The 25660-nt window shown below is 45.2% G+C and carries 24 protein-coding genes; 21 read left to right on the forward strand and 3 right to left on the reverse strand.

Annotated features, from left to right (window positions below):
• Positions 1–11: 11 nt before the first annotated feature.
• Complete coding sequence (locus LOR49_RS05230) at positions 12–668, forward strand: DUF4396 domain-containing protein (RefSeq protein WP_240375135.1); 657 nt, start codon at positions 12–14, stop codon at positions 666–668.
• 149 nt (positions 669–817) lie between these two features.
• On the opposite strand, the gene LOR49_RS05235 is transcribed toward LOR49_RS05230, so the two are convergent.
• Both LOR49_RS05235 and ylbJ read right to left on the reverse strand, forming a co-directional pair.
• The gene (locus tag LOR49_RS05235) at positions 818–1633 is read right to left on the reverse strand and encodes a ZIP family metal transporter (RefSeq protein ID WP_240375137.1); all 816 of its coding nucleotides are present in this window, start codon (positions 1631–1633) and stop codon (positions 818–820) included.
• A 116-nt stretch (positions 1634–1749) separates the two neighbouring features.
• Entirely contained in the window at positions 1750–2964 is a 1215-nt protein-coding gene (gene ylbJ, locus LOR49_RS05240) for a sporulation integral membrane protein YlbJ (protein WP_240375139.1), read from the reverse strand.
• A gap of 225 nt (positions 2965–3189) precedes the next feature.
• Here ylbJ and LOR49_RS05245 point away from each other — a divergent pair, with 225 nt between their 5' ends.
• Complete coding sequence (locus LOR49_RS05245; protein ID WP_240375141.1) at positions 3190–3978, forward strand: patatin-like phospholipase family protein; 789 nt, start codon at positions 3190–3192, stop codon at positions 3976–3978.
• A 1-nt stretch (position 3979) separates the two neighbouring features.
• Complete coding sequence (locus LOR49_RS05250) at positions 3980–5080, forward strand: YlbL family protein (RefSeq protein ID WP_240375144.1); 1101 nt, start codon at positions 3980–3982, stop codon at positions 5078–5080.
• On the opposite strand, the gene LOR49_RS05255 is transcribed toward LOR49_RS05250, so the two are convergent.
• Positions 5075–6295, reverse strand: a complete 1221-nt coding sequence (locus LOR49_RS05255) for a nucleotidyltransferase (RefSeq protein WP_240375147.1) — start codon at positions 6293–6295, stop codon at positions 5075–5077. The two genes, LOR49_RS05250 and LOR49_RS05255, sit on opposite strands and share 6 nt — an antisense overlap.
• 168 nt (positions 6296–6463) lie before the next feature.
• Here LOR49_RS05255 and LOR49_RS05260 point away from each other — a divergent pair, with 168 nt between their 5' ends.
• From LOR49_RS05260 to LOR49_RS05345, 18 genes are all read left to right on the forward strand, one after another.
• Positions 6464–7003, forward strand: coding sequence for a YceD family protein (locus tag LOR49_RS05260; protein ID WP_240375149.1), 540 nt, complete (start codon positions 6464–6466; stop codon positions 7001–7003).
• Positions 7004–7042: 39 nt separating this feature from the next.
• Positions 7043–7219 carry a 50S ribosomal protein L32 gene (gene rpmF / locus LOR49_RS05265; RefSeq protein ID WP_240375151.1) on the forward strand — a complete coding sequence of 59 codons (177 nt, stop codon included), beginning with the start codon at positions 7043–7045 and terminating at the stop codon, positions 7217–7219.
• A gap of 162 nt (positions 7220–7381) precedes the next feature.
• Complete coding sequence (locus tag LOR49_RS05270) at positions 7382–8149, forward strand: enoyl-CoA hydratase/isomerase family protein (RefSeq protein WP_240375154.1); 768 nt, start codon at positions 7382–7384, stop codon at positions 8147–8149.
• Between the two features lie 204 nt (positions 8150–8353).
• Entirely contained in the window at positions 8354–9004 is a 651-nt protein-coding gene (locus LOR49_RS05275; protein WP_240375157.1) for an RsfA family transcriptional regulator, read from the forward strand.
• Between the two features lie 122 nt (positions 9005–9126).
• The gene (locus tag LOR49_RS05280) at positions 9127–9519 is read left to right on the forward strand and encodes a DUF3397 domain-containing protein (protein WP_240375158.1); all 393 of its coding nucleotides are present in this window, start codon (positions 9127–9129) and stop codon (positions 9517–9519) included.
• 66 nt (positions 9520–9585) lie between these two features.
• Positions 9586–11214: a bacillithiol biosynthesis cysteine-adding enzyme BshC gene (bshC, locus tag LOR49_RS05285; RefSeq protein ID WP_240375160.1), complete on the forward strand. Its 1629-nt coding sequence runs from the start codon at positions 9586–9588 to the stop codon at positions 11212–11214.
• A gap of 155 nt (positions 11215–11369) precedes the next feature.
• Complete coding sequence (mraZ, locus tag LOR49_RS05290) at positions 11370–11801, forward strand: division/cell wall cluster transcriptional repressor MraZ (protein WP_240375705.1); 432 nt, start codon at positions 11370–11372, stop codon at positions 11799–11801.
• 43 nt (positions 11802–11844) lie between these two features.
• The gene (gene rsmH / locus LOR49_RS05295; protein WP_240375162.1) at positions 11845–12780 is read left to right on the forward strand and encodes a 16S rRNA (cytosine(1402)-N(4))-methyltransferase RsmH; all 936 of its coding nucleotides are present in this window, start codon (positions 11845–11847) and stop codon (positions 12778–12780) included.
• A 12-nt stretch (positions 12781–12792) separates the two neighbouring features.
• Positions 12793–13161, forward strand: a complete 369-nt coding sequence (gene ftsL / locus LOR49_RS05300; protein WP_240375163.1) for a cell division protein FtsL — start codon at positions 12793–12795, stop codon at positions 13159–13161.
• Positions 13162–13274: 113 nt separating this feature from the next.
• Entirely contained in the window at positions 13275–15491 is a 2217-nt protein-coding gene (locus tag LOR49_RS05305) for a penicillin-binding protein (protein ID WP_240375165.1), read from the forward strand.
• 155 nt (positions 15492–15646) lie between these two features.
• Positions 15647–17581 carry a stage V sporulation protein D gene (locus tag LOR49_RS05310; RefSeq protein WP_240375167.1) on the forward strand — a complete coding sequence of 645 codons (1935 nt, stop codon included), beginning with the start codon at positions 15647–15649 and terminating at the stop codon, positions 17579–17581.
• Positions 17582–17667: 86 nt separating this feature from the next.
• Positions 17668–19137 (forward strand): UDP-N-acetylmuramoyl-L-alanyl-D-glutamate--2,6-diaminopimelate ligase, encoded by a 1470-nt coding sequence (locus LOR49_RS05315; protein ID WP_240375169.1) that lies wholly within the window; start codon positions 17668–17670, stop codon positions 19135–19137.
• A 16-nt stretch (positions 19138–19153) separates the two neighbouring features.
• A complete protein-coding gene (gene mraY, locus LOR49_RS05320; RefSeq protein ID WP_240375171.1) occupies positions 19154–20125 on the forward strand; it encodes a phospho-N-acetylmuramoyl-pentapeptide-transferase in 972 nt (323 codons plus the stop codon).
• The gene (murD, locus tag LOR49_RS05325) at positions 20122–21477 is read left to right on the forward strand and encodes a UDP-N-acetylmuramoyl-L-alanine--D-glutamate ligase (RefSeq protein ID WP_240375174.1); all 1356 of its coding nucleotides are present in this window, start codon (positions 20122–20124) and stop codon (positions 21475–21477) included. Before mraY ends, murD begins: the two co-directional genes overlap by 4 nt.
• Positions 21478–21558: 81 nt before the next feature.
• On the forward strand, positions 21559–22665 hold the full coding sequence (gene spoVE, locus LOR49_RS05330) for a stage V sporulation protein E (RefSeq protein ID WP_240375177.1): 1107 nt from the start codon (positions 21559–21561) through the stop codon (positions 22663–22665).
• Between the two features lie 35 nt (positions 22666–22700).
• Positions 22701–23813 carry an undecaprenyldiphospho-muramoylpentapeptide beta-N-acetylglucosaminyltransferase gene (gene murG / locus LOR49_RS05335; RefSeq protein WP_240375179.1) on the forward strand — a complete coding sequence of 371 codons (1113 nt, stop codon included), beginning with the start codon at positions 22701–22703 and terminating at the stop codon, positions 23811–23813.
• A 7-nt stretch (positions 23814–23820) separates the two neighbouring features.
• Complete coding sequence (gene murB / locus LOR49_RS05340) at positions 23821–24729, forward strand: UDP-N-acetylmuramate dehydrogenase (protein WP_240375180.1); 909 nt, start codon at positions 23821–23823, stop codon at positions 24727–24729.
• A 118-nt stretch (positions 24730–24847) separates the two neighbouring features.
• On the forward strand, positions 24848–25627 hold the full coding sequence (locus tag LOR49_RS05345) for a cell division protein FtsQ/DivIB (protein ID WP_240375182.1): 780 nt from the start codon (positions 24848–24850) through the stop codon (positions 25625–25627).
• The last annotated feature ends 33 nt before the right edge of the window (positions 25628–25660 follow it).

The following is a 25660-nucleotide window of genomic DNA, read 5'->3' on the forward strand; positions in this document are numbered from 1 at the left end:
GGGGTGAAAACATGCTGACTGTTATCTCATGGATTGCTTTAGGAATAGGATTACTTTGTTCTGTGATCATTGTTGTAGATGTGATCAGGCATCCGCAGATGATGACGATCATGAATGTTGTCTGGCCGATTAACGGCTGGTTTTTCGGACCATTTGCTCTTTGGACGTATTTTAAATGGGGACGTCTGAAGGCGAAGGATAATGAAAGAGAAGATGAGCGCGGGCAAGCAGCCAAGGTATTTATGTCAACGAGCCACTGTTCAGCCGGATGTACAGCAGGAGACGCACTCGGCGTACCTATTGTTGCTCTCACTGCACTGACAATTGCTGGTAGCACTCTATTTGCGCATTACACCGTTGAGTTTATATTAGCTTATATTTTCGGGATAATTTTCCAATTTTATGCGATTTACCCAATGAATAAAGAGCAAGGTGTAGCCGGCAATATAAAAGCAGCAGTAAAAGCGGACACGTTGTCGTTGATCACGTTTGAAGTGGGGATGTTCGGCTGGATGGCGATTGTCCATTATTTACTTTTTACGGAACCACCTAAGCCGAACACCGCCGTCTATTGGTTCATGATGCAGATCGCCATGATTTTAGGCTTTTTAACGAGTTATCCAGCAAACTGGTGGCTTGTCAAAAAAGGCATTAAGGAAGCGATGTAGAAAACAGCCATCCTGCAACTGGTGAGAAAAAGCAGGATGGCTGTTTTCACATAGAAGAATGGCATGCTTCAGTCTAAGCGTAAGTACTTGAAGCACAAAAACGCAAAACGTCGCTCCTATGGAAATAATACACAGGTTCTGAAACCTGCTCAGCCAAGTGCGACGTCCAAAATCATCATTACCGTAAAGCCGATCATTAAGCTCATCGAAGCGAGGTCGGTATTCCCTTCTTCCTGGGAGCCTGGTATTACTTCTTCAGCGACTACAAAAATCATCGCTCCGGCAGCGAAACTTAACGCATATGGGAGTAATGGTTGGATAAACGTAACCGCAAGTGCTCCGATAATGGCAGCGACTGGTTCGACCAAACCAGAAAATTGCCCATACATAAAACTTTTTCTTCTTGACATGCCATCACGACGCAGCGGCATCGAGACCGCAACGCCTTCTGGAAAGTTTTGAATCCCGATCCCGATTGCCAGCGCAATTGCTCCTGTAATAGATGACGATGAAAAGCCGGCTGCAACTGCACCAAAAGCAACCCCGACAGCGAGTCCTTCAGGAATGTTATGCATGGTGATTGCAAGCATCAGCAAGGTGCTGCGTTTTTTCTTTCCAGGATGAATTCCCTCGGCATTCTGTTCCGGTGCATTTGGATGGAGGTGGGGTAGGAACTGGTCCATCCCCCATAGAAAAATTCCGCCAAGCATAAAGCCGCCTGCTGCTGGTATCCAAGGAATCGCTCCGTTTTCTTCAGCCATCTCGAGCGCTGGAGCAAGAAGCGACCAGAAGCTGGCGGCGATCATGACACCGCCGGCAAACCCGAGCATGCTGTCCATGAGCTTTTGATTGAAGGTTTTTGTAGTGAAAACGAGCGCTGCGCCTAATGCGGTCATTCCCCATGTAAATAACGATGCAAGAAAAGCTTGGATAACGGGATCTAATGTAAGAAAATAATTGAGCATACGCCATACTCCTTCAGCAGGTACCACTGCAATTAACTCGAAGTGTCATATGTCTAATGTACACGTTTCACCAGTAGTTTGTAAAACAAGTACATCGGGTCAGAGATTCACTTGTTTTACGTTTCATTACGCTTTGAAAGGGTAAAACGATGAATCGTATATACATATAAGAGCAGGGCAGCAATGGTGAAAAAGCTACCGTATGTCGAGAGCCATTTCTCCACTACATCCCACCATGTCGTCATAGTTGGGAGAGAATTTCCGTTGAAGGTCGGCTCCTGCAGCAGTTTTTTATAAAAAGGCTCCCAGGCAAGATAGGTGAACAGGGCGGCTAAACAACCGTGCAGCCATCGAGCAATGAAGAATGGTTTAAAGCGCAGGTCACTGTCCGCTAGTAAACTCGCAACCTGTGCTTGTACGGAAAATCCACTGAAGCCCAGGATGAAACTGACTACAATTGCTTTTTCGAGCAGGCTTGTATGTTCAAGATCACTCGTCAGCTTGCTTCCGACGGTGATCTCAAAAAAACCCGATACCCATGGAAAAGCGAGTTCCTGAGCAAATTGAAGGCTGTGAAGAGCATAAGCAGGGATTAAAGCGACAAAATGAATCAAGCCTGTAACATGCATGATTCGGTAGAGAACAGAAAACAACACGATAAAACCGCCGACCATAAGCAGCGTATGTATCGAAGTTGTCAAGGCATCACCCAGCTTCTTTCCTAACGGGCGTTTATCATTTTCTTGCTCCCGTTTTAAAGCACGGAGCGCGGCGCCAATCGAAAATGAAGCGCTGGCTGGAGGAGACGGGGGTGCAGAATGCTTGTAAAAGCGCATTAGAATCCCAACGGTTGTATTGGAGGCATAGTGGGCAAACGCAAGCAGAAGTCCGAGAGTCGGATCATGAAAAAAGCCAACGGATATGGCACCAAAAATAAATAAGGGGCTCGATGAGTTAGTAAAACTGACAAGCCTTTCCGCTTCTTCTCTTGTAAGCTTACCTGCTTCCCTAAGTCTGACTGTAAACTTAGCCCCGGAAGGAAAGCCAGAAGCGAAACCCATTGCCCATACAAACCCGCCGCATCCGGGTACACGAAATAACGGTCGCATGAGCGGTTCAAGCAGCACTCCTATAAAGCTGACGACACCAAAAGCGATTAACAACTCTGCGATAATAAAAAACGGCAGCAACGCAGGAAGTACAGACTGACTCCACATTTCAACCCCTTTTCGCGAGGCCTCCAAGACATCTTGCGGGAAAATAATAATACATACTGCAATAAAGGTTACGACAAAAGCCATGCTTAGCATCCGAATTGTTTTTACGTTCAACTGGGATAACCTCCTTTGTGAAATGGCGGGACGAAGTGGTATATTGGAATGGTGCTAAAAGAGCTGCGAATGACGAGAAAAGACGTATGCAGCGGTTAAGAAGAGACCCTTCCAGGTTGTCCTTACACATGAATATGAAGAGAGCGGCATAATTTATACCATTATCCTTTTCTTTTTTCGCTGGGTAAGAGCAGCTGTTCCTATTAAGGAGGGAGGGGTGTCAGAGTGACACAGCACCGTCCATCCATCGGACTCGCTTTAGGAGCGGGAGGCGTACGGGGATTCGCTCACATCGGTGTTATCGACACATTAAACAAGCATAATATTCCTATTGACACAATGACGGGGAGTAGTATGGGTGGATTAATTGCCTCTTTGTACGGAGCCGGCCAAACGCCGGAAACGATGGAAGCCTTTGCCCGTTATTTTAAAAGAAGGTTTTATTTGGACTTTACGGTACCTAAATTAGGTTTCGTCCAAGGGGAAAGAGTGAAAGAATTAATACACGTTCTATCAAAAAAAAAGAATTTACAAGACATGGAGCTGCCTGTCGGAATCGTAGCAGCTGATTTACAGACAGGAGAGTCTGTTCTATTCAGGGACGGACCTGCCGCCGAAGCTGTTCGTGCGAGCATTTCCATCCCTGGAATATTTGTGCCGGCCTATTACCGGGGCAGAATGTATGTAGACGGTGGTGTAACTGATCTTGTTCCTGTTCAGCAGGCACGTCTCATGGGAGCAGATCTGGTTATCGCAGTAGATGTGTCGTTTTATAACACGGAGCCAGCTATTCATACAATTTACGATGTTATCGTGCGAACAATGGATATTATGGGAAGGCAGTTGAAAACCTATAAAGAAGGCGAAGCAGATTTTCTCATTAAGCCGATCTCCAGTTATCAGCACTCTCTCGTATTTGAAAATGTTGACACGCTTATTCAAGAAGGCAAAGATGCCGCAGAGAAAGTAATCCCATTAATTATAGAAAAGATAAAGCAGTGGAAGGGGACATAAGATGAACGATCGTATTAGGAAAGGAACACCCCGGCGCTGGACAGCATTAATTGTTCTGGCAGTTCTGTTAGTGGTTACACAAATTCCGCTTCCTTATTACTATTCACAGCCAGGTGACGCGGCACCACTCGGTGAGATGATATCCGTTGACAGTGGTAACGGAGAAGTAGGTGAATTTTACTTAACGACGATCAGGCAGCGACGTGCAACGATTCCACTTTTTATATGGGCAAAATTTTCTTCTTATCGGGAAGTTGTTCCGACCGATGCCTTTCTGTTAGAGGATGAGACGGATGAAGAATATTTTCATCGACAGACGATGTTGATGGACAGTGCCCAAGAAGCTGCTAAAATCACGGCGTATGAGGCAGCAGGATTCCCGTTTGATGTGAAATTCCAAGGAATCCGCGTTACTCAAGTGATCGAAGGGATGGATGCGGCCAACCATTTAAAAGAAGGCGACTTGATCACAAAATTAAGAGGAGAACCGATTACAACCTTGGAGGAGCTGAACTCGCTTTTGGCCGATGAAAAGGCAGGAGAAGAAGTAGAGCTCACGATTAAACGAGACGGTGCAACCAAGGATGTCGTTGTGGAAATGGATACATTCCCCGCTGAAATGGGACAGTACGATAAAGTCGGGCTTGGGTTGCTTTATCCGTTTACACAGCGTGATGTGACATTTGATCCTGAAGTTACGATCGATGCTGGAGCAATTGGCGGTCCATCCGCAGGTCTGATGTTTTCACTCGAAATATACAATCAATTAATTGAAAAAGATTTAACCGGAGGACTCGACGTAGCCGGAACGGGAACGATTGATGAAGATGGGAACGTTGGCAGAATCGGCGGGATTGACAAAAAAATAGTTGCCGCACATAAAGCCGGTGTCGATGTTTTCTTTGCTCCTGATGATGACCTTGCAACTCCGTCCAACTATCAAATCGCGGTAAAAACGGCTGAAGAGTTGGGAACAGATATGGTAGTCATACCAGTGAAAGAATTTAACGACGCGGTCTCTTATTTAGAGAATCGTCTAAAAGAAAAAACAGCCGTCCAAGAGGATTCTCTTGAGCTGGCTGCTTTTTCTTTTAGGTTATGACAGGATGACGGGGGGCAGTTCATATTCTTCTTTCCACTTCAGTATGCGTTGTGAAGGGGATAAGGGCATGTAATACGCCAGTGCTGCCCTTTCATCAAGTTTTTGCTGTGCGGTTTTTCTTTTTGTCATTTTCGCAAGAAGCGGCACACCGACATGTTTTTTAACTTTGTTTAAGTAGGCTTGTCCGGTTTTGTTCATACCGAGCAGACGGATGTGATCGGCTTTTCCTGGTGAAAGAGCCGTGGTTGCTTCCTGCTTTTCCGTTCCCGTGAGAAGATGGACAGCGAGGCGTTGCAACCGGGTCCACGTATACCGCTTTGTTTTACAAGCTTTCATAAAATCATGGAAGGACGGCTGTTGCTTTATGTGTGATACGAATCGGTGCTCTAGTCCTTCTTCAGCCTCATAGATACGTGCTAGATATTCGAGGGAGGACGCTAGGATTTTTTCTTGTAAGTACGGATAAAAACGCTCCCATTCATAAAGTTGATCCCCATGTTTTAGAAAACGTTCAATTTGGAGTCGCGTCGTCTCTGGAATGGTATGAGCGATTGCTGACGGTGGCATTTTCTCATTGATGAGGGAACGACGGATGCTGGTGGCACTCGCGATTTCATGTTCAGATATCTGCACATCATGATAACCAGCCTGTTTTCGTGTAATGGTTTCAGGCTGAACAGAGCTATGCAGCTCACGAAGAGCGCGAACATAATGAAAGCCCAAAATGTTATTTGGTTTTGTTAAATCGGGCCATGACTTCTCCGGTTCCAGTGCTGAAAAAGCCTGCGCCGCTGCGTTCGGATAGCTGAGGCCCTTAGAGCTGTATTCTTTAATCAGGGAATTATACGTTTTCTCATGATTCTGTAGAAACTTGGCAAGTTCAAGAAATGGGTAAACATCTCCGTGTTCACTGCCAAAGCAGAGAGTATCAACGCCGAGTTCACTTAGAATTGAAACGGCACCGCGGGCAAACCAACTCGCATGCTGGCTTGAAAAAATATAGGGAAGCTCAACGACGAGATCAGCACCGCCTTCAAGTGCCATCATCGTACGCACTCTTCTCGGCAAAAGGGCCGGTTCGCCGCGCTGTAAAAAATAACCACTCATGACACAGACGACAACATCAGCGTTTGTTTTTTCTTTGGAAGAATGGATATGATAAAAATGACCATTATGAAACGGATTATACTCGACAATTAAACCGACCGCTTTCATGACTACCTCCTTCTCCTGCGCAGGATCTCTTTCTATTGAATCAAGGGCGTGTTATGATATGTAAGACCCGTCAGTACTTGCTCTTCTTAATTATATTGTAAAGAAAAAATGTTGACAAATAAATATGCTGTAGCTATAATTATTTTTGTTGCCTAGAGGTGATTTCTGATGAAATGGAGTATTAACCAGCTGCTCACTAAAAAGCATGCAGGCTTAACCGTGGATCAATCCGTAGATGTCAGCGAATTAAAAGAGCGAGATCGAGAAATTCGAGATATCACGCCAGTCCATGTAACAGGGGAAGCCTCATTTTCTGGAGATACGGTTTCATTTCACTTACGGATAACAGGATCGATGATCTTGCCTTGTTCCCGAACCCTTGTGGATGTTACCTTTCCTTTTGATATCGAGATGACGGAACATTTTCGTTTAGACGGTATGCCGGTAGACGAAGAGGAGATTTACACACATGAGCCTGAAGATGGCTATGTTGATCTTCTACCGTATGTGAAGGAAAATATCTTACTGGAACTGCCCATTCAGATTTTTGCGGACAATGTAGATGAAAAAGAAGCAGTTGCGCCGCAGGAAGGAAATGACTGGGAAGTAATCACTAGTGAGAATAGCGGGGAACATCGACAGGATGAAAAAAGGGACATAGACCCACGAATGGCTGATTTAGCCAAGTTTTTTGACAAACAAGAATGAAAATATGTTGACACATCTATATAAAGGAGGTGGAGAATTATGGCAGTACCAAAAAGACGTACGTCAAAAGCTCGAAAAGGCCAACGCCGTGCCCATTACAAGCTCCAAGCACCAGGCATGGTTGAATGTGCTGAATGCGGTGAAATGAAATTGTCTCACCGTGTTTGTAAGAACTGCGGTTCCTACAAAGGGGAGACCGTTGTAGAAAAGAACTAAAGAAGCGAATAAACGAGCCAGAGAAGCTGAGATTACCGAAGAGGTGCTCAGCTTTTTTGTTAGTGTAAGTGTATATGCCGCCACGTGACTGAATAGTGAAGGATTTTAACGTTCCGCTTGGGACAGGATCACCTGGGGGAATACTCGAGGAGGGGAAGAACATTGGGGAAAAAGGTAATCGTGACGCGCGAAGATTTTTTTACATATGTGGAGATCAATCAGCCAGAGAAGCGTAACGCAGTTGATTATGAAGTCATGGAACAATTAGAAAATGTGTTGGATGACGTAAAATTGAAAAAGACAGATCGTTGCCTCATCATCACAGGAGCGGGTAATGACGCATTTTGTTCGGGTGGTGATCTGTCGGTGTTTCACTCGCTGTATACGAAAGAGGACGCATGGCCGATGCTTGATCGTATGAGCAAGATCTTGCTGCAGCTCTTTTCTCTCGAAATTCCTACCATTGCCTTCATCAATGGTTCAGCCGTAGGAGGAGGGGCGGAAATTGCTGCAGCATGTGATTACCGTGTCGCAGTACCCGAGGCGAAAATAGGTTTTGTCCAAGGGAAACTGGCTATTACGACGGGGTGGGGCGGTACGTCTATTCTATTAGAGCGTGTGAGCGCAGAGACCGCATTTGACATGGCTGCTTCTTGTCGCCTTTATCCAGCTGACAAAGCGAAAGAAATTGGTTTTCTTCAGCACGTATTGAATCCTGGACAAGGAAGAGCCGAATTAGAACAATATTTTGCCGCCTGGCAGGACATCCCTGTTCAAGTACTAGCTGCATATAAAAGACGGAAATTAGATCACACAGACTTGAACATGCTGCGGCAACGGATGAAGAGAGAAGTGGAAGAATGTGCCGTACTATGGGGGAGCGATGCACATCATCAGGCAGTAGAAGCTTTCCGGAATAAAAAACGTTAACAACGGCACCCGATTTGACGAATATAATAACCCGTGAAAGTCTAACATATGAACAGAAACCACGAAGCCTTGCTATCACTCCGAAAGTCTTTTTTTTCTATGAAAAGGAATATTTTTTGAAAAGTAGGTAATAATTTGCTGATAGAGTCATTCTATCTTTTATATTCCAATCATAGAGATAAAGAAAGGAACGGAGGGATTATGATGGGAATATCCAGACAAGATGCATGGTCTGATGATGATGATATTACACTAGCAGAAATTGTGCTTCGCCATGTGCGTGAGGGAAGCACCCAGCTGGCCGCTTTTGAGGAAGCCAGCCAAAAACTATCACGCACCGCTGCAGCATGCGGATTTCGATGGAATGCATGCATTCGCAAAAAGTATGAAGCAGCGATCGAACTGGCTCGTAAACAGAAGGAACACCGGGAAGGAGAAAGCGTTGACTCAAAAGAAACATCGTCTCCTTTGCAGTCAGTACCACTAGAACCCGTTTCCGATACAGGGGAAGGGAAAGAACAACCTCCTCGCATTGAGGAAAAGTATGAAGTGGCAGAGGAAATCGAGCCAATCCATATGGCTGATCAGCTTCAGGACACAGTCACTTTTCTGAAGCAACTGTCTCGCTTCTTAAAGGACAACAACAGCAAGGAACAGAACGAACAAGCTGCGAAAAAGCAAGCGCTTCAGCAAGAAAATCAAGCATTGCAAAAAGAATTAACTCAAGTGAAAAAAGATTTCCGGAGGCTGCGAGAGGATTACCGTGCCCTTCTTGATGTGATGGAAAAAGCGCGGGCATTATCGGAAGGAGCACTCCCTTATTTACAAGACGAGAATATGGAAGAAAGCGGCTAGCTGCGTGAATTTCACAGCGGCCGTTTTTTTGTATTGTGATTTTGTATCCATAACCTTGCACCGCGGAAAGGAGTCGTTTATGCTAAATTTTGAGAAAAGATAAGAAAGGGAGGTGTTTCCAAGTGGGGGATTTCTTTGTCTTTTTAGCGACAACAATGCTTACAATCCCATTTCTTGCATGGTATCTCGTTTACATTATTACGGTAAAATGGACAAAACAAAAAAGCAAGGCAGTGCGGCTTGCAGCTGATTTTTCAACCGTTTTGTTTATTCTCTCTGTTCATTTTCTCATGATGGCGATATGGAATAATTCCTATTTTTGGTTGATCTTGTTGGTGATTTTACTGACAGCGGCATTATTTACAATTGTGCATTACCGCACCCGTCATGATATTGAAGTGATGAAACTCGTAAAAGGTATTTGGCGCTTTACATTTTTTCTCTTTTGCGGCGGGTATATTTTATTGTCTTTTTATGGAATAGTTAGTTATTTGCTTTCTGCTTTTCTTGCTTAACGCTTCATGATAATCTGATATTCAGAGTGAGAGAATAGGGGAAGAGGCAGAAAGGTTGGACGACACATGGAGTTAGTGGAAAAGTATTGGCCCCATCCTGATAAATTTGTCCGTGACTATATGAAGCAGAAATCAGCGGCGCTTGCTTTTTTTGACTATGGTTTTTCACAAGAAGCGAAAAAACGACGGCTTCGCGATTTGCAGGAGAGAGGAGATTCGTTTCCGAGAGCATCTTTGTATAATCATCTTTATACATATAATAGACAATTTCTGCATCATGAAAAGGCTTTAGAGGAATTAGAGAAACTGCATAATCCCCGAGCGGTAATGGCGGTCGGCGGGCAGCAGGCTGGACTCTTAACCGGTCCCTTTTACACGATTTCCAAAGCGATTACGATTTTAAAAGAAGCAAAAAAATTAGAGGTTGACCTGCAAGTCCCAGTATTGCCAGTATTTTGGATAGCCGGTGAAGATCATGATTGGGAAGAGGTCAATCATATTTGGCTTCCAGGTGAAAATGGCGCAACAAAAATCAACTATAAAGGTCCTTATGATCCCGGACGCTCTATTTCCGACCAAGTATTCGAGAAAAAAGCGTTTCAAGGATGGTGGGAGGAAATTATGGAACTCCTGCCGGAAACGCGGCATACTGCGTCTATCGATCGGAAGGTGAGTCAATTAGCAGCACGCGCACATACAGTAACCGAATTTTTCGGGGAAATGATGCGCTGGCTCTTTCGTGATACAGGCCTTATCGTCCTGGATGCTCATCACCCGTCTATCCGCGAGTTGGAACAAGATACATTTCTACACTTGCTAAAGGGCCATAGGGAGGTAAATGAAACTGTCCAAAAAGGAATGGACAGGCGCCGGAGTTCTGCATACGGTCTGCCGGCAGGATTGCCTCAGGAAAGTATCCATGTATTCTATCATGACGCAAAACAGAGAAGATTGCTTTATGAAAAAAACAGAAGCACATTCACTGATAAAAGCGGGATGGCAGAGTATGATAAAAAGGATTTACTAGCAGCAACTGTACGTTATCCGGAGTGCTTCAGTGCAAATGTCCTCACGAGACCGCTTGTGCAGGAGAAGCTGCTCCCAGTACTTTCCTTCATTGCCGGCCCAGGGGAGATACATTACTGGTCGCTTCTCCGCCCCTTATTTCATCAGTTTAACGTAACTGTCCCCCCTGTCGTACCACGGATCTCCTACACCTTGCTGCCGCGCTGCATGGAAGCGCGGTTGGAGCGGGAGCAGTTAACGATAGAGGATATAATAAGTGATGGCGGAGATGAAAGGAAATCAGCAATTCTGGATGAAGCAAGACAGGTCGATGGACAGCAATTGGCTGAGAATTTTTTACAGGCGGCCCTGCCTTTTCACGATAAAATGCGTGAGGAATGGGGAGCATTGAACCCATCTGAAGCGCAATACGGAGAGAAAAACTGGCTTATTATTGAGCGGGAGATACGAAAATTCGCGAAGAAAATAGATTCCTTTCAAGACGGTAAGGAGGAGCAACGCCTTCAAAACATACAACAAGCAGCACAATTTCTCCTGCCTCGCAATAAACCGCAAGAACGTGTTTTTAACGTTCTATGGTTTCTGAATGAATATGGGAGCGATCTGGCCATAAGCCTATGTAACAAGATTGTCGAACGAGAATTGTCTCATCACGTTGTGAAAATGTAAAATAAATGAAAAATTTTAGTAAGAACGACTATTTTTAGGAGCTTCTGCCATGTGGCGGAGGCTTTTTTGTCGTGAAAAAACAAAGAAAAGTTGTGGTGTAAAGTGGGGGAATGTGGTAACTTTAAAATAGAAAGTGGAGGAGGATGGATGAGACGATGTTTATGGGGGAATATCACCATAACGTGGATGATAAAGGTAGAGTGATTATTCCCTCGCGCTTCCGCGACGGACTGGGAAGTGCCTTTGTTATTACGCGCGGTATGGATGAATGTTTATTTATATACCCCATGGACGAATGGGAACGGCTGGAGAGCAAGCTGAAGTCCCTGCCCTTCACGAAAAAAGATGCAAGAGCTTTCACCCGTTTCTTTTTTTCAGGAGCAGCCGAATGTGAATTGGATAAACAGGGAAGAATAAGTATTCCCTCCACTTTGCGCCACTATGCGAAGCTCCAGAAAGAAACCGTGATTATTGGTGTTTCCACACGCGTAGAAATTTGGAGCAAGGATCACTGGGATACATATTTCGAAGAATCACAGGAATCCTTTGCTGACATAGCTGAAAACATTGTAGATTTTGATTTCTGATGAATAGGATTAGGAAGATGTATGAAAGGGGGGAGGCGGACCCTTGACGCCATTTAGCCATGATACCGTATTACTGCAGGAAGCAGTGGATGGACTAGCTGTCAAACCGGGTGGTATATACGTAGATTGCACACTCGGTGGTGGTGGTCACAGTGAGTTGATATTACAAAAGCTAGACGGCGGCCATTTGTATGCATTTGATCAAGATGACAATGCAATCGCGCATGCTCAGGAACGACTCAACGAATATGAGCATTGCTTTACGGCTATACATGCCAACTTTGAGGAAATTACTGAACAGCTTTCACGAAGAGACGTGAGTAAAGTGGATGGTATTTTATTCGATCTAGGTGTCTCCTCACCGCAATTTGACGAAGCAGAACGAGGATTCAGCTACCGATTTGATGCGCCACTTGATATGCGAATGAACCAGCAGCAGGGATTAACCGCTAAGGAAGTTGTCAATGAATGGAGCTTCGGTGATTTGCTGTATATTTTTTCGCGTTATGGTGAGGAGAAATTTGCTAAACAAATTGCACGAAAAATAGAAGCAGCGCGAAAGATAAAACCGATCGAAACAACGTTTGAACTGACGGACATTATTAAGGAAGCTATCCCAGCCCCAGCGCGCAGGAAGGGTGGTCATCCCTCGAAGCGAACTTTTCAAGCGATTCGGATGGCTGTGAATAACGAACTAGAAGTATTAGAGAAAGCATTACATGATGCGATAGATTTATTGAATGAAAAGGGCAGGATTTGTGTCATTTCTTTCCATTCTTTGGAGGACAGGCTCTGTAAACAAATTTTCAAAGCGAAAAGCACGCTTCCCGATTTGCCAAGAGGACTGCCTGTTATTCCAGAAGAGGCAGAGACTGAACTTCGTGTCGTAACTAAAAAACCAATAACCGCTCATGATGCTGAACTTACCGAGAACAATCGTTCACATTCGGCTAAATTGCGGGTAGCGGAAAAACGTTAGGGGGATAAAACGTTGACGAACTTAGCACAGCAAATCCATCGGCAAAACCAAGAGAAGCAGGCAGTACATACTACTATTGAAAAACGGCGCGTCCGCGGGAAAATTACGAAAGGCGAAAAATTAATTGCCCTAACCATGGTACTTGCCATCATATGCGCCTCATTTCTCGTGATATCCAATTATGCAAAAGTGTATGCGCAAGACCGGGAAATTACAAATCTAACGTATTCCATTAAGGAACAGGCAGAGATTAACAATGGATATGAAGTAGAAGTGTCTGAATTAAGCGCACCTGATCGGATTATGTATTATGCAAAGGAAGAATTGGGCATGACATTAAACGATGATAAGGTTAAAGTTATCCAAGAATCAGCGCCGTAATAATAGGATAGAGGTGGAAAAGGGGCGGCCGATGTAATGATACCGGGCCGGCCCTTTTTTGCATGGACAACTGTGAACAGAGAACTCCCGATGATTAGAAGTCGAACAGAGAGGTGGTGGCCAAACTGGGCCGGTTACGAAAAGAAACAGTAAAAAGAGCGTTACTCTTAATGGCCGTTGTCACCTTATGTTTCCTCATTTTTGCGGGTAGGGTTTTCTACATTTCTACTGGGAAGGAAGTCAACGGCCAAGATTTGCAGGCGCTTGCGGAATCGCGGTGGACAACGACACAGACGCTTCCAGGAGAAAGAGGTACCATTTATACGCGTGAAGGCCAACAGCTGGCAAAAGAAGTACAGGCATACACGGCGTTTGCAATTCTTGACGAGGACTACGACGGACATGTCGAAGACCCCAAGGTTACTGCCGAGAAGTTGGCCCCTTATATTGATATGGAGGAATCCAGGTTGGCTGAGCTTTTACAAAGAGATCAATTCCAGGTAGAACTAGGTCCTGGATCAAAGTATTTGACCCTGTCGCAAAAACAAGAGATTGAGGCGCTAGAATTACCCGGTATTTATTTTCGTACAGAGAAAAAACGTTATTATCCAAAACAAGTTTTTGCGTCGCACGTGTTAGGGTATACCGCCCGCGATATGAGCGAGGCAGTGATGGGGTTAGAGGCCAGTCTTGATAAGCGTCTGTCTGCCAAAGATGGTTCTTTAACTTACCAACGGAACGTGAAAGGAATTCCGCTTCTGAATAAAGAAGAGATTTTAAGAGAGCCAAAAAACGGTGAGGATGTCTATTTAACGATTGATACAAACATTCAAATTGCTCTCGAACAGGCAATGACAGCTGTAGACGAAGAGTATAAGCCGCAAAAAATGACGGCGATCGTTGCGAATGCAGAAACGGGAGAAATTTTGGCAATGGGTAATCGGCCAAGTTTCAATCCAAATGATTATTCGTCGATTACCAATTATACGAATTACGCTGTCTCTGATCGGTTTGAGCCAGGGTCCACGATGAAGATGTTCACCCTTGCCGCCGCGATAGACGCTGGTGTGTATAATGAACATGAAACGTATGAATCCGGGACTTACACGATCGGTGATTCTACAATAGGAGATCATAACAATAGCCGTGGCTGGGGTACGATTAGTTTTGACGAGGGATTAGTTCGTTCCTCAAATGTGGCATTTGCGAAGCTGGCACTTGAAAAATTAAAGCCAGAGCGCTTCTATGAGTACTTACAAGCATTTGGCTTCCGTGAAAAGACGGGAATCGATCTGCCGAATGAAGCGGACAGCCTCGTTGCTCATTCTAGTAAACTGGATGCTGCTGTTACTGCATTTGGGCAGGGAACGGCGGTTACCCCTATTCAAATGGTACAGGCTGCTACAGCTATTGCGAACGATGGCAAAATGATGAAACCTTATATTATTGACAAAATGTATGATCTGAACGAAAATAAACAAACTTACGAAGCAGTGCCAGAAGCAGCCGGCGAGCCGATCAAGAAAGAAACGGCGGTAAAGGTGCGGGAGAAACTCGAACAAGTAGTAACAGGAGAACACGGAACGGGTCATCCTTACCAAATTGAGGGAATCAATGTCGCTGGTAAAACAGGGACAGCGCAAATAAGTAATCCAAACGGGAAAGGCTATCTCTCCGGTTATAATCAGAACATCTTTTCTTTTCTCGGGATGGCACCTGCGGAAGATCCCAAGGTTATCGTTTATGTTGCCGTTGATCGCCCACAGCTGCCGGGACATGAAACTGGCTCCGCACCTGTATCAAAAATTTTCAATCCTGTTATGAAGCAAAGCCTGTCGTATATGAATTTGTCTACAGGAGATGCGAAGACGGAGAAGGTATACGAAGAGGATGGCATCCAGCTTGATTCCTTTGAAAACAAACATGTCAAAAAAGCAGTGAAGAGTGTCAAAGAACTGGGTCTTAAGCCTGTTGTCATTGGCGATGGTTCCACGATTACCGAGCAATATCCGCTTGCAGGATCTTCGCTTATTATTGGGGAGAAAGTATTTTTACTGACGAGCGGAAAGTTGCAGATGCCGGATATGGCAGGCTGGTCTCTAAGAGATGCGAAACGCTTCAGTGTGCTGGTGGGACTGCAGCTTCATCATCTCGGCTCCGGTTATGTTACCGAGCAGAGTATTGATCCAGGGGCTGTTCTTCAAGAAAATGATTATTTGACAGTAGAGTTAAAGGATCCTGATCAAATACGGAAAGAACAAGAGGAAACGAAAAAAGAAGAGGACAGCCACGAGGAAAAGAAAGAGCGAAACAACGAACCCCACGAGTAATGACGATGATTCAGGAAACTGTAGTTCCTCTATTTGAGCGTGCTGGGAGATACCGTGTTCTGTCAACTAATAAACAAGCATAGGGTGTATAGAGACAACGAATAGATAGCTGCAGCCAGTTTCTCTAAACTTCAGCCTTATGGTGGTGGTGGAATTTGCGTATCTCAACAGTAACGGTAAGAAAAAGGTTATTTTTCGTTTTAATTGCTGGAGCGTTAGCCATTTTTATTCTCTTAGTGCGGCTCGGATATGTGCAGTTTACGATGGGAAACTGGCTTTCCGGACTTGCGGAAGATTCATGGAGCAGGGATGTCCCTTTTGAAGCAGAGCGCGGCGAGATTTTAGACCGCGGCGGTGAAGTATTAGCAACAAACATAAGCGCTCCCTCTATTCTTGTCGTGCCACGGCAAATAAAGGAGCCAGAGAACACAGCAGAACAATTGGCTGCTGTATTAGGCGTGAGTGAAGACAAGGCGTATGAATGGGTAACAAAAAAGGAATCGATGGTCCGCCTTAATCCGGAAGGTCGCAAGATCAGTAAGGAGAAGGCAAAAGAAGTACGAGATTTGGATCTGGAAGGGATTTATATAGCCGAAGATAACAAGCGTCATTACCCAAAAGGAACATTCCTGTCACACGTTCTTGGTTTTGCTGGCATTGACAATCAAGGGCTGACTGGCATAGAAAAATATTACGATGAGCATCTGAGAGGGGAAAAAGGATATGTTTCTTTTTTTTCGGATGCAAAGGGGCAACGGATGCCGGGAATTGCAGATCGCTACAAACGCCCTGAACAAGGTGATAACCTGCGTCTCACTATCGATGCGAAAGTACAGACGATAATCGAAAGGGAGCTTGATATTGCAGAGGCAACCTATAAGCCGGATGGTGCCCTCGCGATTGCCATGGATCCTGATACCGGTGAAATATTAGGGATGAGCAGCCGTCCTGACTTTCATCCTGAAAATTACCGTGAATTGCCCCCGGAAGTCTACAATCAAAACAAACCGGTCTGGTCGCAGTATGAACCAGGGTCTACGTTTAAGATTATCACATTAGCGGCGGCGCTTGAGGAAGACAAGGTTGATTTAGAGGATGAGCATTTTCATGACAAAGGTTATATCGAAGTAAGCGGAAGTCGGTTGCGCTGTTGGAAAAAAGGAGGACACGGTGACCAAACCTTTTTAGAAGTAGTGGAGAACTCATGCAACCCTGGGTTCGTTACGCTTGGCGAGCGGCTTGGCAAAGACACACTCTTTGACTATATTGAATCGTTTGGTTTTGGGAAAAAGACTGGAATCGACCTACAGGGAGAGGGAAAAGGTATTTTATTTAACCGCGAGAATGTCGGACCGCTCGAACTTGCGACGACTTCTTTCGGACAGGGAGTATCTGTAACACCGCTTCAGCAGGTGACCGCGGTAGCTGCAACTGTAAATGGCGGCTATCTTTACCAACCGCGGCTTGCAAAAGAATGGGTCGACCCCGAGACCGGCCGCATTATTGAGTCGTATCCGCCAGATATGAAACGAAGAGTCATTTCGTCGGAGACATCTGCGAAAGTGCGCGACGCCCTTGAACATGTTGTAGCGAAAGGAACAGGAAGAGGGGCTTTTCGAGACGGCTACCGGATTGGCGGAAAGACAGGTACTGCCCAAAAGGCAGTAGGGGGAAGATACTTACAGAACAATCATATTGTCTCTTTCATTGGCTTTGCCCCTGCTGATGACCCGGAGATTGTCGTCTATACGGCTATCGATAACCCGCAAGATACACTGCAGTTTGGCGGGATAGTAGCAGCACCGATAGTCGGAAATATCATTCACGATAGTTTGTCCGCCATGGGCGTGGAGAAACGCAGTGATCAAATCGAAAAAGAGCTGAAGTGGAATGAAGAAGCCCTGATAGAAGTTCCGGATATAGTGGGACGGACTTTAAAAGAAGTGCATCAAGCCTACTACCCGTTCAATATCGAAACACGCGGAAAAGGAAAAGTGGTCATTGCCCAATCACCAGAAGCCGGAGAGAAAATTACAGAAGGTGGAACGATTCGGCTGTATCTTGGTGACAAATCGTTGGTAACCGATTAGAATAGAAGGACGAAAAACTTCAGACAGCCAAGTCTGTGAGACCCGGATTAAGAGGAATAATATACTACGTGCAGGAGCGATCCAAAATGAAAAGGTTACATGATTTAACCAATCATTTGTTAGTCAAAAAGCTAACACATCCAGATAATCCGCTTATTACGTCAGTCGAAATGGATTCCCGGCAAGTGAGAAGCGGAAGTCTGTTTTTTTGTGTGAGCGGGTATACCGTAGATGGACATGATTTTGCCAATCAGGCAGAGGAAAGCGGGGCGGCTGCGCTAGTTGCAGATCGCCCCCTCGATGTAGACATTCCAGTTGTACTCGTGAAGGATGTTAGGAAAGCTATGGCGGTTATCGCCTCCGTATTTTATGATCATCCGACGCGCTCTTTCCGTTTGTTCGGGATAACAGGGACGAATGGAAAAACAACAACCAGTCATTTAATTGAATCGATCTTACAAGCTGATCATCAAAAAACAGGATTGGTCGGCACCATGTATACAAAAATAGGTGAAAAAAAAGCCGAAGCGAAGAATACAACCCCCGAGTCCTTGCCGCTTCAAAAGCTGTTCGCTGATATGGCGGAGGAGAAGGTGGATTCCTGTGTCATGGAAGTATCCTCCCATGCCCTAGACCTTGGCCGCGTCCGGGGCTGTGATTTTAATACAACTGTTTTTACCAATCTATCGAAAGACCACCTTGATTATCACGGTACAATGGAAGCATATAAACAGGCCAAGGGGCTCTTGTTTTCCCAGCTTGGCAACACGTATGATGGGGAGCGAAAGACAGTAGTATTAAACTTAGACGACCCAGCGGCAGAAGACTATCAACGGATGACTTCTGTGCAGGTGCTTACATATGGAATGGATCAAGATAGTGACGTGAAGGCAAAAGATGTGGTCTTATCGCCTAACGGAACGTCATTCCAGCTGGTTACTCCGTGGGGAGAACGAGAAATATCAATGTCTTTAATTGGCCGTTTCAGCATATACAATGCTCTCGCCGCAGCAACGGCCTGTCTCGCTGAAGGAATTGCGCTTGATACAATCTGTGGAGCGCTCTGTCAGGTAAAAGGGGTCGCAGGACGCTTTGAGCCAGTAGACGCCGGTCAGAAGTTCGCGGTGATTGTCGATTACGCCCACACACCGGATAGTCTGGAAAATGTGTTGGAAACAGTACAAGGAATGACTGAGGGCAAGGTCGTAACCGTCATTGGCTGCGGAGGAGACCGCGATGCGACAAAACGCCCAGAGATGGCAAAAATCGCTGTTCAATACAGTGATAAGGCCATCTTCACTTCAGATAATCCCCGTACAGAAGAACCTCGGGAAATCTTAAATGATATGATAAAAGGGGTCAAAGAGACAGATCACTTCTCGGTGATCGAAGACCGCCGTGAAGCCATCCGGGCTGCGATTAATAAAGCAGAGAAAGACGATGTTGTTTTGATTGCCGGGAAAGGACATGAGACATATCAGCTCATTGGAAGTAAAGTGCTTGATTTTGACGACCGTCAAGTAGCAGAACAAGCAATTAACGAATTGAAGCAATAGTAGAGGAGGACGCACCATGACAGCTGCTATATTTGTAGCTTTAGCCGCAGCATTCATTCTTACTGTGTTACTATCACCCTTGTTTATTCCGTTTTTAAAGCAATTGAAATTCGGGCAGAGCATCCGGGAAGACGGGCCGGAGTCCCATTTAAAAAAAGGTGGTACTCCCACGATGGGAGGAGTGATGATCATTGTTTCCATCATGATAGTCACTCTTTTAGTCCAGGGAATATGGCTTGAATTAAAAACGGAAGTGTTATTGCTTCTTTTTGTGACGGCTGGTTTTGGCCTTATTGGATTCCTCGATGACTTCATTAAAATAACAAAAAAAAGAAACCTGGGTCTGACATCGAAACAAAAGCTTTTTGGCCAGTTGGTGGTCGCACTTGTTTTTTTTATCGTGTTGAATAACACCGGCTTTGAAACAATCGTAAGTGTCCCGGGAACCAATTTGTCATTTGATATGGGCTGGTTTTATTTCCTTCTCGTTATTGTCATGTTGGTAGGAGCCTCTAACGCAGTGAACTTGACAGACGGGCTTGATGGGCTCCTCGCCGGAACCGGTGCCATTGCGTTTGGGGCCTTTGCCGTTCTGGCATGGTATATCGGCATGGAAGAGACATCTATCTTTGCTGCTGCCGTTGTCGGTGCCGTTCTCGGGTTTTTAGTGTTTAATGCCCATCCTGCTAAAGTGTTTATGGGTGACACTGGCTCGCTTGCACTTGGGGGAGCGATTGCTGCCCTTGCAATCATCGTGAAAATGGAATTCCTGCTCGTCATAATAGGCGGTGTCTTCGTTGTGGAGACACTCTCGGTTATTTTGCAAGTTATTTCTTTTAAAACAACGGGAAATCGCTTATTTAAAATGAGTCCGCTCCATCATCACTTTGAGTTATCTGGATGGTCCGAATGGCGGGTCGTCGTGACATTTTGGGCGGCGGGCATTGTTTGTGCAGTACTTGGCATTTATATTGAGGTGTGGCTATGAATGGAATAGAGTGGTTTGACGGAAAAAAAGTTTTAATAATCGGTTTGGCAAAAAGCGGTATGGCAGCGGCGAGAGTGTTAAGAAAATACGGAGCCGTTGTTGTTGTGAATGACGCCCAAGACCTACGAGGAAGTGAGGAGGAAAAAACACTTACAGGACTTGGAATTACTCTTGTGTCCGGTTCCCACCCTCTAGAGCTTGTTGATGAAGTGGAGTATGTCGTGAAAAATCCGGGCATTCGTTATGACAACCCGCTAGTACAGTACGCACTTGAAAAAGAGTTGCCGGTCGTGACAGAGATCGAATTAGCTGGATTTCTCTGCCGAGGAGATATGATTGCGATATCCGGTTCCAACGGTAAGACAACTACGACCCATCTTATCCATGATATGTTAGAAGAAAGTGGTAAAACGGCTTACTTAGCGGGCAACATCGGTAAAGCGGCTTGTGAAGTGGCAGAGCAAGTCCAAAAGGGTGAGATTATGGTGACAGAAGTATCAAGCTTTCAGTTGAAAGGAACCGAGACATTTCACCCGCAAACGGCAGTTCTGTTGAATATTTTTGATGCTCATCTTGACTATCACGGAAGCCGTCATGATTATGAACGTTCAAAAGGGAAACTGTTTCGAAACATGGATCCTGGTAATACGGCTGTTTATAATAGCGATGATCCTGTGGTTACTGTACTTGCTAAGCAGTCCCGGGCGGCACTTCTTCCTTTTTCAACTGAAGGAACAAATCGTGGTGGTGCTTATGTGAAGGATGACATTTTTTATTTTCAGGAGGAAGCGATCTTGCCTGTGAAAGAAGCGGCTCTTCCTGGCAAGCACAACCAGGAGAACATGTTAGCAGCGATCGCAGCAGCTATGATCCACGGGGCGGATATTGCTTCCGTCCAGAAGGTGTTGCGCTCATTCAAGGGGATTGAGCACCGCCTCCAGTTTTTAAAAACAGTTGACGGTCGCCGTGTCTACAATGATTCGAAGGCTACCAATATTTTATCAACAAAAAAAGCAATTCAGGCTTTTGAAAACCCGATTGTGTTAATTGCCGGCGGTCTTGACCGCGGTAATAGTTTTACTGATCTAATACCCGCTCTTCAAAACGTAAAAGCAGCTGTTTTTTATGGGGAAACGAAACAAAAATTAACAGAAGCTGCTAAAAAAGCAGGTGTTCCGATAGTAGAGGCGAAGGAAACGCTGGCAGATGCTGTTCCAGCTGCTTTCTCACATACAGATGCAGGAGATGTACTCCTGCTTTCCCCGGCCTGTGCCAGCTGGGATCAGTTCAAAACGTTTGAAGAACGAGGTAATCACTTTGCGCGTGCTGTAGATACGCTCGGAAACGAATAGTGGGCCAAGAAGAAAGCATGTTCACCTCAAACAAGCATACATTCATAAAAGGGAATCTAATGGATGCGCGAGGTGAACGTTATGAAAAATCGACGCCGGCCTTTCGATGCTGTACTTGTTGCAGCAATCGCTGGTCTGCTGATTGTCGGGCTTTTCATGGTATATAGTGCCAGCTCAGCCTGGGGTGAACACGTACAGGGGGATGCCTTTTATTTTGTCAAAAGGCAGTTGATATTTGCCGTTATGGGCGTAGCTGCTATGCTTTTTATCGCCCAAATCGATTATTGGTTTTGGCAGCGATGGGCTTTTGTCATTCTCATTGTCTGTTTTATTATGCTCATTCTCGTATTAATACCGGGAATCGGGATGGTCAGGGGTGGAGCACGGAGTTGGATTGGAGCTGGAGCCTTTTCTATTCAGCCCTCTGAGTTTATGAAACTAGGTATGATTATATTTCTCTCTTATTACGTTTCAAAGCATCAGAAACACCTTCCCCATTTTAGAAAGGGAATGCTTCCTGCTTTGTTGCTCATTTTTTCGGCTTTCGGATTAATTATGCTGCAACCTGACCTTGGTACTGGAGCTGTAATGGTAGGCACGTGCTTTGTCCTGCTTTTCGCAGCAGGTGCCCGGATTCGGCATTTTGTTTTCCTTGGCGGAATTGGTGTTATCGGGTTTGTCGGATTGATTTTATCTGCGCCGTATCGTCTGCAGCGTATTACATCTTTTGTAGACCCGTGGTCTGACCCACTGGGAGCCGGTTTTCAAATTATTCAATCGTTATATGCTGTTGGCCCGGGCGGTCTTTTTGGACTTGGATTTGGGGAGAGCCGCCAAAAATTTTACTATTTGCCCGAGCCACAGACGGATTTTATTTTTGCGATTCTCGCTGAGGAGGCAGGTTTTATCGGAGGCGGCTTCGTCCTTCTTCTTTTCGGGATACTACTATGGAGGGGCATCGCAGCTGCTCTCGCTGCGCCTGATATGTACGGTGCGCTCCTGGCAGCAGGCGTATGCGGAATGATTTTCTTGCAGGTGCTCATAAATATAGGGGTTGTCATTGGGCTCTTTCCCGTCACTGGCATTACTCTGCCATTTTTAAGCTACGGGGGCTCATCTCTTACGTTGATGCTCCTTGCAATGGGAATCGTCCTGAATATAACGAGGCATAGAACCCATTTTAATTAAGAAGTGAGACAGGAACAATTTATGGGAGGATATTTATGAAAGTTATCGTGACTGGGGGTGGGACAGGAGGCCATATATATCCTGCCCTCGCGCTTATCAATGAAATAAAAAAACAGAATCCAGAGAGTGAGTGCTTATATATCGGCACAAAAAATGGTTTAGAAAGCCGAATCGTTCCCAACGCGGGTATTCCCTTTGAAACGATTGAAATAAGCGGTTTTAAGCGAAAGCTCTCCCCGCAAAATATTAAAACAGTGTGGCGATTTTTGCGAGGTACACGGACGGCGAAGAAGAAAATTCGTTCCTTTCAGGCAGATGTTGTTGTCGGAACCGGCGGATATGTTGCTGGTCCCGTTGTTTATGCTGCGTCAAAGCTAGGTGTGCCGACGATCATCCATGAACAAAACAGCATCCCAGGACTGACAAATAAATTTTTAAGCCGCTATGCGGATAAAGTAGCAGTGTCCTTTTCAGAGGCAGCGGCGTATTTCCCAAAGAAAGAAAAAGTAAGAGTCACCGGTAATCCACGGGCATCTGAAGTAGCAAGTACGAAGCCGAACAATCCGTTTCTCGCACTCGGTCTAAGTACAGTGAAAAAGACAGTCGTTATTGTTGGAGGGAGTCGCGGTGCCAGGCCGATTAATGAAGCATTTCTTGAAGCTCTGCCGGCAGTCCGTGATAAGAAATGGCAATTTTTGTATATAACAGGTTCCGTTCATTATGATAAAGTAATAGAAGAAGTGGAAAAGGCAGGAAACCCAAATAACGTGGTCATCCAACCATTTATTGATAATATGCCAGCCGTGTTATATCATGCCGACCTCATTGTGACACGGGCAGGCGCTACGACACTTGCGGAAATTACCGCATTAGGATTGCCGGCTGTCTTAATTCCAAGCCCCTATGTCACTAACAATCACCAAGAAAAAAATGCAAGAATGCTTAGTGAGAACGGCGCAGCGATCCTTAGAAAAGAAACTGATCTGAACGGAAATCTGCTGCTCCAAGACATTGACCATATTTTGCAAGATCAAAAGGTCTGGGGAGCGATGCATGAAGCATCTTTGCAGTTAGCATATCCTCATGCGGCTGAGAATGTAGTTCGACTAGTGAAAGGATTAATGAAACCAAAGAAAAGGAGGGAATAACGGCAACATGATAGAAATCATACGGGAACTGGAAGAGGCGAAAGTCGGAAAGGTCGCACAAAATGAACCTCTTTCTAAACATACCATGTGGAAAATTGGCGGTCCTGCTGATATCTTTATTGAACCGGACAGCGTAGATGGTGTCATTCAAACGATGGAAGTGATCAAGCGCCACAATTTGCCTTGGCGGGCAATTGGCAGAGGATCAAATCTTCTCGTTGATGATGCCGGGATTGCCGGAGCAGTGCTGAAATTTGGCCCGAAATTAAGCCACTTAGAGCTGGATGGGAATATAGTTAAGGTCGGAGCCGGCTATTCTATTATCAAACTTGCGAACGTGATTAGTAAAGAGGGATTGACGGGCCTCGAGTTTGCTGGCGGTATTCCGGGAACGATTGGTGGGGCTGTCTTTATGAACGCCGGTGCCCACGGTTCGGAAATAGCGAATATTTTAACGGAGGCTCATATTTTATTCCCTGATGGCAGGCTTGAATGGATAAAAAATAAAGAAATGGAATTTTCCTACCGTACCTCTCGCCTGCAAAAGGAAAGAGGGGTTTGTATAGAGGCCGCTTTAGAAGTGAAACCAGGAAATAAAGAAGAAATTATACAAGAGATGATGAAACATAAACGATATCGACGAGAAACACAGCCTTGGAATCGTCCATGCGCCGGCAGTGTCTTTCGCAACCCGCTTCCGGATCATGCAGGAGCACTTATTGAAAAGTCCGGATTAAAAGGGTACCGGGTTGGGGATGCGCAAATCTCTGAACTTCATGGTAATTTTATTGTGAATTTAGGAGAGGCAAAAGCTGCTGATGTTCTTGCTATTATCCGCCATGTGCAAGACACGATCCATGAACGTTACGGGGTGGAGATGCGGACAGAGGTAGAAATTGTAAAAAGAGAGGCGTGAGGCCCCGACTTGCCGGGCCCGCTCTCCTCTTCAATGGCTTGATGGAATAAGTATAGGCAGTTCGCCTTCTGAAAGGTAGGTCAGCTTGCTTCATGTACGAGATTGGAGGGTAAAAAAGATGCCGGATGAGAAAGTAGTACCAGTAGATGACCGTATCCCAGCATTGAAAGAACAGCGCCGCAAACGCACAAATCGGCGGCTTATCATGTATCTTTCCATCTTTTTTATTCTAATTTTGCTCGTCGTTTATTTCCAATCTCCATTGAGTCATGTGCGTGACATTACGGTGCAGGGGACAGAACATTTGGCCCCTCAGAAAATAGAAGAAGTCAGTCAAGTTGAAGAAGGGACAAGCCTTTGGAAAGTGGACACTGCTCAAGTTGAAAAAAGAATTGCAGGTTTAAGGGAAGTGGAGTCTGCCTCTGTCAGCCGCCGTTTTCCAGCGGACATTCAGATCACTGTAACAGAACATAGACGGATCGCCTATGTGGATACGGGAAATCAATATGTTCCCGTTCTGCAAAACGGAGATGTTCTTACCGACAATACCATCAAACAACTTCTTGCGGATGCCCCGTTGTTAATAAATTTCACGGAAGAAACGAAACTAAAAGCATTTACGGAAGAACTCAGTCGGTTGGGAGACGGGATTTTAAACCGTATTTCCGAGGTTCACTACCGGCCGCAGAATGAAGAGGAGCTTCTCCTCTATATGAATGATGGTATTGAAGTAGTGAGTGCGATCCCTGGATTTGCTACCAACATGTCCTCCTATCCTGCTATTGCTAAAGAAATAGACTCTGATGCAGAAGGAGTTTTGCATATGAAAATGAGCTCCTACTTTGAGTACACCGGAGAGGAAAAAGAACAGCAGGAGACTGATACAGCAGAAGAATAGTACAGATGCTTCTCCTTTTCATATAGGTTTAGC

Source organism: Bacillus piscicola (assembly GCF_022458745.1).
GTDB classification, from domain to species: domain Bacteria; phylum Bacillota; class Bacilli; order Bacillales; family Marinococcaceae; genus Alteribacillus_A; species Alteribacillus_A piscicola.